The following is a 12,047-nucleotide window of genomic DNA, read 5'->3' as shown; positions in this document are numbered from 1 at the left end:
ACCAGAGGAGTCTCCCATGCCGTTCGCCAACATCAAGGTGCCGCAGGCCGCGCTGACAAAGGCGCAGAAGGAAGAGATCGTGCATCGCGTGACCGCGCTGTTCGTCGATTATTTCAGCGAGGCCGCGCGCCCTCACACGATGGTACTGATCGAGGAGGTGCCCGATGGCGGCTACGGCCGCGCCGACGAGGTGTTCGTCATCCCGCAGGCCTATCGCGCGACGTGAGCAGCTCGTGGCCGCACGCCCGGCCCGCGCCGGGCGGCCAGCAAGGCGGATGAGCACCAGCATCATCCGCCCTCTCACCGACATGAATGCTCGGGAATCGCGGCAGACGAAGCGCACACCGACCTGTCCGCCGGAGATGGTTGCGCCGCTATTCCGATCGTATGATGCGCCGCGTCCCGCGGAGCATGCCATGAAAGCCTATCTCGTCCTCGATCTCGCCGTTCACGACTTCCCGGCGTTCAAGACCTACATGGAGAAAATCCCCGCCTTCATCGCGAGGCATGGCGGCCGCTACATCGCCCAGGGCGCGGTGCCCACCCCGGTCGAAGGCGGCTGGATGCCAGAGCGCATCGTGATCCTGGAATTCCCGTCGCGCCAGAACGCCACCGACTTTCTCGTTGATCCGGAGATCCAGGACCTGTTCGCGATCCGGCACCGCACCACGACCAGCCGGTTGTTGCTGGTCGATGGGTGCACCGAGTGAACGCGCATTGCACGCCTTCACCTCGCGCTTGATCCATATGAGAGCGCGTGCAACGGATCGCTCCTCCGTCGCAGGACAGGGCCACCCGCCGCGTGCACCAAATATCTCAGATGCAACTCGCTTCTTTTCGGACGCTCGCGGTGCTGGCACTTGGCATCGCCGTCGCACTGCCGTCGCTCATGCCCCGCGCCGCGATCGCGGGCGCGGGATTCTTTGACGTGCGTACGCTGTGTCGGCCGCTCGAAATCCGCGATGGAGCGCCGGAGGAGAGCGCCTGTCTGAAGGAGCAGCCCGCCATCGCCCGGCGTGACGGCCGCAAGCTGACACTCGCGCTCGCCAACGGCAAGACCAAGGTCATCACCGATGCCAGGGAGTGCGAGCCCGAGGGGCCTGAAGCCGCCTGCATCAGCTACCGGCTGGTCGGCCATGTCGGCGACCGGCACTACATCGTACTGGTCACGCCCTATGAGTGCTCCTACGTGATGCTGGTCGACCGGCGCACAGGCGCCGAACTCAACATCGGCAGCGGCCCCTTTCTGTCGCCGACCGGCAAGCGCTTCATCACCATCGATCCGCGCGACGATGGCAATTGCGGCATCGACTATCGGATTGGCATGTTTTCATACGGCGACACGCCGCGGCTGGAATGGAGCTACAAGCCCGAAGGTCTCGAACAGTACGAGGTCGACACCTGGATCGGCGATAGCCGCGTGCGGCTGCAGGCATCAGGTGAAGCCAACAAGGAGGCGCCGACCGACCTGACGCGGATGGCGCAAGGCTGGCAGCTCAAGCGCCCGAACGGCGAGATCAGCATGGGCTCGTCGGCGGCACCGGCTCAATCGGCACCGGCGGCTTCACCGCCCCAACCTGCAGCGGCGGCAGACGCGTCGGTCAGCCGCTGAATGTCGATAGGCCATTGAGCGCCTTGCACGAGCACGGCGGATCACGCTGCGCTGATCCGCCCTACGCAGCCTAAAGCGTGATGCGTTCTTGTTGAATCGAAGCGCGTGCCGCGATTTCAGTTCACCTCTCCCCGTCGGGGAATGGACATGGCGCAGATATATGAATAATATCAATTGCCTAAGACGTCTCCTTCTGTCCCGACGCGCCAAGGATCTGAAGGCCGCTAAATCTTGTGTGGATACCGGCCGCGGCGAGACCGGAATCGGGTCCTCACGCGACGAACACACGCTGCGGATGCAAGGTAGAATCAGCTACACTGCTGATGACGCTGTAAGCGACGATAGCGCTGCGGTGACACACGAGCCATAGTGCAAAAATGTCGATGCGCTCGCTTTTGGATCGTAAGGCGTGGGCCGAAAGACTACGGCGGCTGAATACTGTTCGCATCTTTGTTGTCGTCCTCACGCCGCTTATTTGGCTGCTCTTCGTAGCTATTAGACGGCGCCGGGCGTACTTCCAGCGCATTCTCTCTGACTGCCAAGTGTCATGTTTCGTTGAATGCTGGACCCTTATTGCCAAGGGCAAACTGATTGACATGGAAGCGCCGCTCGCCGGCGAGATCAACAACGCGACTGACTATTATCTCAGAAGGGCGGTTTATGCTCGCGGCGAGTTTAGCAGCTTCGAACAACTGCTGCTCCGGTTTCCCTACGTAGTTTGGTTAACGCGCGACGGCAAGAAACCGGACGAACTACGCGCGCGAACTTTTGCAGCTGAACACGATCTCGCGCCGATCTTTGAGAAGTACGCGAACCTCTTTAATTATGCATGCTTCACCGCTTCGAAGGAAATCGAAAAACTGGAGGTGCAGGGGAAAGAACCGCCCAGTGTGGAATACTGGCGATCAACGGTGCGTTTCAACCAACTGCCGAAGCCTTTGAACGACCAAACCAAGGCAAGCGTCGTTCGGAGGTTTTACGCGGAGATGGTTAGAGGACTAAAACTCAGCTTCGCGCGAGCCAATTACCTTAAGATCGACTTCACGCTCTCGGATTTGACAGCACTCGCTACGCTCTGTGGCGCGCTTCTCCTGTTTTTGGGATACGTCCGAATTTTCATTCTCGGCGCCTATTTCGGCTTTCCGTTCCAAAACTACTTCGGGATTTCTGACTACTTGACTACGAGTCTCAATCTGACCGGGCAGGTTTTAATCGGCGGCATTCTGGCGGCAATTTCCGCCTATGCCTCGATTGCCACCGTGCACTCGTATTCCGTTCAACAATCCGAACTTCACACCAATTCCGCTCAATCGAAGGTAGTTAGAATTGGTTACCATTTCACAGGTATCTCGGCGTTTATTGCCGCAGCACTTGCGTACTTCCGCCTGGGCTACATCGACGACCTTTCCGCACTTGGTGCGCTCGTATATGTTGGGGCGCTCGTGATAGGCCGAAGCGTTTCTGTATTTGAAAATCCCCTAAAGTCCTATATGGCATTGAGCATCTTTTACTTCAGCTTTGCTGCTACGCTTGCCGGTGCAATTCGCGAAATCCAGCGCCTCAATGAGCCAGCCACGAGTTCGCCTGCGCGGGCGCTGCAGTTTGAGGATGCGCGGTACGATGAAAAGGAATGGCAAATAATCGCATTCACGACGGACTACGTAATTATTCGGAACAGGCAAACCAAGCAACTACTCGTCCGCTCGCGAAAAGAACTAAAATCGATCGAAGCCAGTCAGGGCGCGAGCCGGCCGATTACTTGTGCCGGCGAAGTCACACGGGCGCAGACCGACACCGCATCGAGCCCTTGAGCCTGCGGCTCGGACACCGGCCAGCCATCATCGACGGCCCGCGGCGCACCACACCCACCGGACGTTTCCGCCTGGGCCATGCGGGACGCGATTGCGACAAAGAATGCCAATGCTGCTGCACGAGCCATAGCGATCCAATTCCGCGCGACGTCGTGATCCGTAGTTCGCCTCAATCGACCAACCGACGAAGCCGGCATCCGATAATCTCCCGTGTAGCACGACGCTCGCCTGGACGACGAGAATGGAGTTGCGGAGGGCTCCGCCCAAAGATTCTTCTTTCATTTTTTCCGAAATCATGTATATCTCTTCCCGTCCTGCTTCCGCCGGAGGGGCGTGTCGCGACCGTCACGAGACGTGGGAGGTGGGATGCGATGGGCGCAATGAATCGCAGCGTGGCTTCATGTCGCGCGGGCGAACGGTTCGTTGCGCACGGCGAAATCGTGCGGTCCTGACACCCCGATGCTGGTGTCCCGCGGCGGCGTGCGCAAGCGCGTTGTCGCACATGGTGGCCAACAAGCCCGGTGCACCAGGGAGACCACGTATAAGCCGTTCCAACCGTTGCGCAGGGAGGGCCGGGCGTGCTCGGCCAGACCTGTGGTACCTGCCGCCTGCATTTTTTTCGCAGGCGGGCCACGGGCGCGGCCAGCGCTCGGCCTTCCCTGCGCCCTCCTGTGATTCGAGGGCGGACGTGATGCACAGCCCGGGCGCCATGCGCCGCGGGAAGGCAAGTCTGCGTCCGTTGAAACAGAAAGGCGATCAATGCAGACGCGCGCTCGGCAACCCTGTCCCGATGAGACCCGCGCGGCGCTCCGGCCGCCGGCGTTAACCATTTGCTAACCATGGCGCGGGCAAGCTTTGCCGCGTCGCGCCTGCGCGTGGCCGGCGACCGGACGACCACAGGACATCCTGGGCTTTGCTGCCGCCGGGCATGGCGGCGGCCCGGTCGCCGGCCGCAGCGCGTCGCTGCATCCGACGCCCTGCCGTCCTGTCTGTCCGGAGACCCAAGTCCTTGAGCACCGTCGGTTCGCGCGCCTTCCAGAGGGCACGGCAGGAAAAGAAGCAGAAGAAGCTCGTCGAGACGCAGTTGGCGGCGGCGTACAAGGCGTTCCAGGCCGGGCGCCAGGCGGAGACGCAGGCGCTGTGCGCGCAGCTGCTGCAGGAAGTCCCCGGCTGCTTCGATGCGATGCATCTGCTCGGCGTGTCGCTGGTGTCGTCGGCGCGCTTCGCCGAGGCCACCGCCTTCCTGACCCAGGCCGTGGCGATGGAGCCGAATTCCGCCGACGCGCAGTCCAATCTCGGCTGGGCGCTGATCAATTGCGAGCGCTACGCGGAGGCGCGCGCCGCGCTGGAGCGATCACTGGCGCTGCGGCCGAACGCGCCGATCACCCTGCGCAACCACGCCATCGCGCTGCTGCGGCTCGGACAGGGCGAGGCCTCGCTCGCCGCCGCGACACGCGCCCTCGAGCTCAAGCCCGACGACGTCGACGCCTGGTGCAATCGCAGCGTCGCCGAGCTGATGCTGCGGCGCTGGGACGCCGCCGCCGCCAGCGCCGAGCGCGCGCTGGCGTTCAATCCGAACCATTTCGAGGCCACGGTCAACAAGGGTCTCGCGCATCTCGAGTTGCACCATTACGAGCTGGCGGAAGCGACCTTGAATGCGGCGCTGGCCGCACGCCCGGCCCATGCCGAGCTGCGGGCGCATCGCGGCCGGCTCTACATGATCTCCGGCCGCACGGCGGAAGCCGAGGCCGATTTCGATGCCGCCGTGACGCTCGATCCTCATCTGCAGATCGGATGGCAGGGCAAGGCGCAGATCTGCATCCTCAACGGCAACGTCGCGCAGGCGATGGCCGCCTGCAAGCGCGTGCTCGACACCAATCCGAAGGCGCAGGTCGCGCTCACCCTGCTCGGCGCCTGCCGCGGCCGGCTCGGCGACGTCACCGGCGCCATCGCGCAATTCGACCAGGCGCTCGCGGTGCAGCCCGACTATGACGAGGCGATCACCAAGAAGATCTTCTATCTCGACTTCCTGCCCGGCGCCGATTTCGCCGTCCAGCAGGCGGCGCGGCAATATTGGTGGATGGCGGTCGGCTCGAAATTCCCCCGCCGCAAGCTTGCGCCGCGCTCGCTCGATCCCGACAGGCGCATTGTCGTCGGCTACGTCTCGGCCGATTTCCGCATGCATTCGGCGGCCTTCGCCTTCCTGCCCGTGCTGCGCGGCCACGACAAGACGCAGGTCCAGGTCAACTGCTACTCGACCTCGCCGCGGCACGATTCCTACACCGCGACGTTCCAGTCGATTGCCGACGTCTGGGTCGAGGCCTCCAGCCTCTCCGACGACGAGCTGGCCGACCGCATCCAGGCCGACGGCGTCGACATCCTGGTCGATCTCTCCGGCTACACCACGGGCACGCGCATGCCGGTGTTCGCGCGCAAGCCGGCGCCGATCCAGGTCACGGCCTGGGGCAGCGGCACCGGCACCGGCCTCGCCACGATGGACTACTTCTTCGCCGATCCGGTCACGGTGCCCGAGAGCGTCCGGCCGCTGTTCGCCGAGCACGTCCACGACCTGCCCTCGGTGATCACGATCGATCCGGTGCGCGACGTTCCGCCGTCGCCGCTGCCGATGCTGACGAACGGCCACGTCACCTTCGGCGTCTACAACCGCATCGACAAGATCTCGGACGCGGCGATCGCGCTGTGGGCACGGCTGCTCGCCGAGATCCCGGACGCGAAGCTCGTCATCAAGCATCTCGCGCTGAACGATCCCGCGGTGCGCGACGGGCTGCTCGCCCGCTTCGTCGCCCAGGGCGTGCCCGAGGCGCGCATCCTCTGCCTCGGCGCCAGCGAGCGAATCGAGCATCTCAAATCCTACGAGCGCATCGACATCTCGCTCGATCCGTTCCCGCAGAACGGCGGCATCTCGACGTTCGAATCGCTCTACATGGGCGTGCCGGTCGTCGCCAAGCTCGGCGCCGGCGCGGCATCGCGCGCCGCGGGCGGCATCCTGACCGCGGCCGGCCTCGCCGACTGGGTCGCCGGCGATGACGACGGCTACATCCGGATCGCCAAGCGCTTTGCCGCGCAGCCCGAGCTGCTGGCAAAGCTGCGGCCCGAGCTGCCCGGCCTGGTCGCGCGCTCGCCGGCCGGCGACGTCGCCAACTACACGCGCTGCGTCGAGGCCGGCTACCGGCAGTTCTGGCGGGACTATTGCGCCAAGGCCGGCAAGACCGGCGCCTGATCGCGCCGGCATCGCCGAGGTCGGCATCTCGCAGCAGGCCGGGAAGCTCCGCCGCACGAACGTCCAGCGACAAACGGCCCCACAACCGCAAGCTGCACCGGTTTCCACTGTGCCATTTCGGCCGGGTGCGATCAGGCGACGACTCGCGGACTGATACCGCGGCGTTTCTCCGTCCAGACCGAGGCGCAATCAAGCCTATGGCTTTTTGGTGGCGATGATGCGCCTCGCAGCAGACCCGGCTGCGACCAACCGGCGAGTAGTAGACCTCATTCGTCAACCAAGGAGATAATGCGCGAAAATCGGCCGTGCCTCACGATCGCCGTGTGGCCGGCAACGGAGGAATTTGGGGCATGCGGGTCGCGGTGTTGAGTTGCGTCGTTGCGGCGGGATTGAGTCTGGCGGCACCTTTGCTGCCAGCCATGGCACAGACGGCGCGGACCGGAAGGCCGGCGGCGGCGACGGCCGTCGCGGCCGGCGAAGGCGGCAAGCTGCAGGAGTCCAACGAATGGACGGTCGGCATCGCCGGCGGCCTGCTCGAAGGCACCAACATCCGCTTCGCCGCCGAGATGGCCAAGGTGCTCGACGACCGGCCGAACCTGCGCGTGCTGCCGATGGTGACCTACGGCGCGCTGGGGAACATCGAGGACCTGCTCTATCTGCGCGGCGTCGACGTCACGATCACCTCGGCCGACGTGCTCGACGAGTTCGTCCGCAACGGCACGCTCGCCAACATCAAGAGCCGGATCCGCTACATCTGCTCGTTCTACATCAACGAGATGCATGTCTATGTCCGCCCGGAGATCAGGACGCTGGAGGATCTCGCCGGCAAGAAGGTCTCCTTCAACACCGTGGGCAGCGCCGCCAACCTCACCGGCGGCATCGTGTTCGACCGGCTCAAGATCGGCGCGGAGAAGGTGTTCATCAACAATTCGGTGGCGCTGGAGAAGATGCGCAGCGGCGAGATCGCCGGCGTCGTCCACGTCACCGGCAAGCCGACCGATCTGTTCACCAAGTTCAAGCCCGAGCCGGGCTTCCACTTCCTGCCGATTCCGTTCGCGCGCAGCCTGCAGGACTACTACGTGCCGACCAAGCTGACCTCGCAGGACTATCCCAATCTGCTCAAGCCCGGCGAGAGCGTCGAGACGATCGGCGTGCCGCAGGTGCTGGCGGTCTACAACTGGCCGCCGGAGACCGAACGCTACCGCCGCGTCGCGCGCTTCGTCGACTATCTGTTCAAGCGGTTCGACCAGTTCAAGCAACCGCCGTTCCACCCGAAATGGAACGAGATCAACCTCGCCTCCTCGCTGCCCGGCTGGACGCGCTTCCGCGCCGCCGAGGAGCTCCTGGCCAGCACGCGCCCGCCGCAGGCCGACGGCGCCGCCGTCAAGCAGCAGTTCGACGCGTGGATGAGCACGCGGGCGCCGACCGGCGGCCGGCGGATGAGCGAGGACGAGACCAGGGTCCTGTTCGAGCAGTTCCGCGACTGGATGAAACGGGACGGCAGCCAGCCGGCGCGATAGCGCTGCTGGTGGTGGCGTCGACTACGACGCCGCGGGCTTGCCGCGCAGCGCTGCCGGCGTGTCCGGCTGCGCCAACGGATGGGCGGAGGCGAACGCCGGCAGCGCCATCGCCGCCTCGAACACGCGCTGCACCGTCGGCGTCGCGCCGAGATCGAGGCCCTTGTTGCGCGCGAAGACGGCGTGGCCGGCGAGGCAGATGTCGGCCATCGTCGGCGCATCGCCATGGCAGAACCGCCCGGTCGCGGCATGGCCGGCGAGCTGGGCCTCGACCGCCGCCAGCATCTCCGCCGCCCAATGCCTGAGCCAGGCCGCGCGCGCCGCGTCGTCCACGTGCAGCACCTCGGTGAGATAGCGCTGCACCCGCGGCGTCGTCAGCGGGTGCGCGTCGCAGGCGATCATCGCCGCCAGCGCCCGCACCCGCGCGCGTCCCTTGGCATCGTCAGGCAACAGCGCCGCGCCCGGACAGGCTTCGTCGAGATAGTCGAGGATCGCCAGCGACTGCGTCAGCACCGTGCCGTCGTCGAGCACGAGCGCCGGCAGCGCCATCTGCGGGTTGAGCGAGGCATAGCCACCCTCACGATGCTGCTGCCGATCGACATCGACTGCGACCAGCTCGTAGGCGATTCCCTTGAGGTTGAGCGCGATCCGCACCCGAAAGCTCGCGAGCGACTGCCAGAACGAATAGAGCTTCATGCGGACTCTCCTGGGCCGGCGAGTGACTGGCGATCAGTTCACGCTCGATAGAAAGCCAGCGAGAACCGTCCGGCTCTGGCTGAGCGCCGCGATGCGTTGATCGATGAGGCCGACCTGCTGCGCCAGCACGCGTCGCAGATTGTCGCAAGGCCTGAAGTCCGGACGGGTGTTCCGCACGCACGGGAGCAACTGCTTGATCGTCTCGAGGGTCAACCCGGCGGCGCCGAGCAGCTTGATCCGGCGCACGGCTTCCTCGTCCGCCGGCCCGTAGTCGCGATAGCCGGACGATGTTCGTTGCGGCGCAAGCAGGCCCTCGTCCTCGTAGTAACGCAGCATCCGGATGCTCACTCCCGTCCTCCGGGAGAGTTCGCCGATCTTCATCTGAAACCCTCTTGACCCTGACAGCGCTGTCAGACCTTACAGATCGCGCTCATCCAAGTGGAGTCCACTTGTGAAGGGAGCAACGATGAAAGCCTATCATTTGAACGGCCATGCGGGCGCGGGGCGCCTGGTGCGCACCGACGTCGTCAAGCCCGAACCTGGCCGTGGCGAAGTCCGCGTCCGGGTCGAGGCGGCAAGCCTCAACTACCGCGACCTCCTGATCCTCGACCGAGCGGGTGAAGGCGGTTTCGACGGCCGCATTCCGCTGTCCGACGGCGCAGGCCTCGTCGATGCGGTCGGCTCCGATGTGGCTCAATGGCGCCCCGGCGACCGCGTGGCCGCGTCGTTCTTTCGCGATTGGATCTCCGGGCCGTTCAAGGCAAGCTATGTTCCGTCATCCCTCGGCGGCAGCACGATGGATGGCATGCTGGCCGAGTACGTGGTGCTGCCGGCGACGGCGCTAGTCGCGGCGCCGGCGCACCTGACGTCGATCGAAGCCGCGACCCTGCCCTGTGCCGCCGTGACGGCCTGGCATGGCCTCCTCACCCGTGGCGGGATGGGCAAGGGCGCCACGCTACTGGTCCAGGGAACCGGCGGCGTCGCGCTGTTCGGCCTTCAGTTCGCCGCCGCGCTGGGCGCCCGCGCGATCGTCATCTCGTCCTCGGATGAAAAGCTCGCCCGCGCCAGGGCGCTCGGCGCCTCGATCCTCATCAACTACCGCGACACGCCCGATTGGGATGTCGCGGTGACGACAGCGACGGATGGCGAAGGCGCCAGTCATGTCCTCGAACTCGGCGGCCCCGGCACCTACGACCGCTCGCTGCGCTCGGTCGCTTCAGGTGGCAAGATCGTCCAGATCGGTGTCTTGACGGGGTTCGGCCCCAAGCCCGATCTCGCCCGCCTGCAGTGGGAGAACGCCGACATCATCGGCGTCACCGTCGGCTCGGTCGAACATTTCACGGCGATGAATCGATTTCTGAGCGAACACGCGATTCACCCCATCGTCGATCGGGTCTACGACTTCGACGACGCTCCCGAAGCGTTCGCCCATCTCCGGTCTGGCTCGCATTTCGGCAAGATCGTCGTGAGGCTCTAGGCGAGACTTCGTCCCCCGCGATCACTCCGAGCCGGGCGTGAAATCCTGGTCGGCAACGCTGGCGGTCTGCGGCACCTTGATGACCACGGCGGCGCGATTGAGCGCCTGGTGGCACGAATTGCAGGCCGCCGTAAGGTCGGCATAGGAGCGCTCGAAACGGCCGATGTCCTTCTGCTTGATGGCCTGCGCCAGTTCGTCGAAAGGCTGCTGCGTCACGGCCGTCGTCATGTCGGCGAACGAATTGCCCTCGACCAGCGGCTGCGCCCGGCCGACGCGATTGAACGCGCCCTTGAGATTGCCGAGCTCATAGGCACTGAACGCCCAATTGCCGCTATGGCCGGCGATCCAAAGCCTGAGGTGGCGCGGCTGGATGGTCGCGATCATCAGGTCGCTGATGGTCGGGAGGTAGGCCGGCGCTGGGGGAGGTGTCGGCGTCTCCGCCTTGGGCGCAGCGACCCCGATGAGCGATGCAAGCCCGACGAGGCCAGCGGCTGTCACTGTAAGCCGCAGACGACGGCGGAGCTTCGTTGGATGCATCTTCGGTTCTCCTGAATTTAATTTAGAAGACTTCTAAAGAGCGACGTGCCTCACCGCCAATCGCAAACGCTGATCGCAGCGATCAGAAAAGTTTGATGCCGCCCGCCGTGCCACCCGCACGATACGGCCACATTGCTTTGCGCGACGCGCGCAGCCGTCCCACGCGCGAGCGCGGAGCTCTACCGGGTGAACCCGAAAACCTGAATTTCGATTTGACGAAATATTCCTCTTTCATTTTTTCCGAAATCATGTATATCTCTCCCCGTCCTGCTTCCGCCGGAGGGGCGTGTCGCGACCGTCACGAGACGTGGGAGGTGGGATGCGATGGGCGCAGCGAATCGCAGCGTGGCCTCGTGCCGCGCGGACGAACGGTTCGTTGCGCACGGCGAAATCGTGCGGTCCTGATACCCCGACGCTGGTATCAACGTGGCGCAATGCAAACGCATTGCGCCAGGGATGGTGGCCAACAAGCCCGGCGCACCAGGGAGACCACGTATAAGCCGTTCCAACCGTCGCGCAGGGAAGGCCGGGTGTTCCGGGCCAGACCTGTGGTGACTGCCGCCTGCTTTTTTTCTGCAGGCGGGCCACGGGCGCGGCCAGCGCCCGGCCTTCCCTGCGCCCTCCATTTGTTTCGAGGGCGGACCTGATGCACAGCTCGGGCGCGATGCGCCGCGGGAGACGATCGCTCATGTCTGCGAGAACACGCTCATTCGTGCAGCTTGGTGTCGGGCGCGGCGGGGGCCTCATGGTTCGAGACGCCGCTGCGCGGCTCCTCACCATGAGGGTCTGGCACCAAAGGCGGTGCTGCACATTGACCATGAACACGCTCACAGCATCTTCATGGAGAGGGGTGAGCTCCGAGAGCGGCGCTGGACATCGACCGTGCTCAGCGTGCGCTTGGACCGGAGCTTGTCGGCGGGCGTGCAGCCTGACAGCGCCTCCCCTCACCCTGAGGAGCCCGCCGAAAGGCGGGCGTCTCGAAGGGCGAGGCCCCCGACCGCGGCGGCCCATCGAAGATGCGGCGGGAGAGCCCATCCCCTCCCGCAACCTTTTGTTAACCGCCATTAACCGAACGCTAACCATACACCGGGCAAAAATTGCCGGGTGGAACGTGCGTGTCGTGGGCGGGTGCAGTTGACGGAGGAGAGCTTCCGTG

The 12,047-nt window shown here is 64.8% G+C and carries 11 protein-coding genes; 7 read left to right on the top strand and 4 right to left on the bottom strand.

Translation table 11 applies throughout. From position 1 onward, the window contains the following. Positions 1–16: 16 nt before the first annotated feature. The 6 genes from QW845_RS19895 (at position 17) to QW845_RS19870 (ending at position 8,184) form a co-directional block, all read left to right on the top strand. Complete coding sequence (locus QW845_RS19895; protein WP_315803245.1) at positions 17–226, top strand: 4-oxalocrotonate tautomerase family protein; 210 nt, start codon at positions 17–19, stop codon at positions 224–226. Between the two features lie 190 nt (positions 227–416). Further along, entirely contained in the window at positions 417–710 is a 294-nt protein-coding gene (locus tag QW845_RS19890) for a DUF1330 domain-containing protein (RefSeq protein ID WP_315803244.1), read from the top strand. A 218-nt stretch (positions 711–928) separates the two neighbouring features. Continuing rightward, positions 929–1,612 (top strand): hypothetical protein, encoded by a 684-nt coding sequence (locus QW845_RS19885; protein WP_315803243.1) that lies wholly within the window; start codon positions 929–931, stop codon positions 1,610–1,612. Between the two features lie 383 nt (positions 1,613–1,995). Beyond that, entirely contained in the window at positions 1,996–3,423 is a 1,428-nt protein-coding gene (locus tag QW845_RS19880) for a hypothetical protein (protein ID WP_315803242.1), read from the top strand. Between the two features lie 1,009 nt (positions 3,424–4,432). After that, positions 4,433–6,664: a tetratricopeptide repeat protein gene (locus tag QW845_RS19875; RefSeq protein ID WP_315803241.1), complete on the top strand. Its 2,232-nt coding sequence runs from the start codon at positions 4,433–4,435 to the stop codon at positions 6,662–6,664. 350 nt (positions 6,665–7,014) lie between these two features. Further along, positions 7,015–8,184 (top strand): TAXI family TRAP transporter solute-binding subunit, encoded by a 1,170-nt coding sequence (locus QW845_RS19870; RefSeq protein ID WP_315803240.1) that lies wholly within the window; start codon positions 7,015–7,017, stop codon positions 8,182–8,184. Between the two features lie 21 nt (positions 8,185–8,205). On the opposite strand, the gene maiA is transcribed toward QW845_RS19870, so the two are convergent. Both maiA and QW845_RS19860 read right to left on the bottom strand, forming a co-directional pair. Then, positions 8,206–8,877, bottom strand: coding sequence for a maleylacetoacetate isomerase (maiA, locus tag QW845_RS19865; RefSeq protein ID WP_315803239.1), 672 nt, complete (start codon positions 8,875–8,877; stop codon positions 8,206–8,208). A 33-nt stretch (positions 8,878–8,910) separates the two neighbouring features. Beyond that, positions 8,911–9,258, bottom strand: a complete 348-nt coding sequence (locus tag QW845_RS19860; RefSeq protein ID WP_315803238.1) for a MerR family transcriptional regulator — start codon at positions 9,256–9,258, stop codon at positions 8,911–8,913. An 85-nt stretch (positions 9,259–9,343) separates the two neighbouring features. Here QW845_RS19860 and QW845_RS19855 point away from each other — a divergent pair, with 85 nt between their 5' ends. Beyond that, positions 9,344–10,354, top strand: a complete 1,011-nt coding sequence (locus QW845_RS19855; protein ID WP_315803237.1) for an NAD(P)-dependent alcohol dehydrogenase — start codon at positions 9,344–9,346, stop codon at positions 10,352–10,354. 21 nt (positions 10,355–10,375) lie between these two features. On the opposite strand, the gene QW845_RS19850 is transcribed toward QW845_RS19855, so the two are convergent. Both QW845_RS19850 and QW845_RS19845 read right to left on the bottom strand, forming a co-directional pair. Then, positions 10,376–10,891, bottom strand: coding sequence for a cytochrome family protein (locus tag QW845_RS19850; protein WP_315803236.1), 516 nt, complete (start codon positions 10,889–10,891; stop codon positions 10,376–10,378). An 82-nt stretch (positions 10,892–10,973) separates the two neighbouring features. Further along, positions 10,974–11,141 carry a hypothetical protein gene (locus QW845_RS19845; protein ID WP_315803235.1) on the bottom strand — a complete coding sequence of 56 codons (168 nt, stop codon included), beginning with the start codon at positions 11,139–11,141 and terminating at the stop codon, positions 10,974–10,976. Positions 11,142–12,047 lie beyond the last annotated feature (906 nt).

Source organism: Bradyrhizobium sp. SZCCHNS3002, assembly GCF_032377435.1.
In the GTDB taxonomy this organism is placed as follows: Bacteria; Pseudomonadota; Alphaproteobacteria; order Rhizobiales; family Xanthobacteraceae; genus Bradyrhizobium.
The sequence above is the reverse complement of the archived record's forward strand: the minus strand, read 5'-3'. Positions and strand labels throughout refer to the sequence as shown.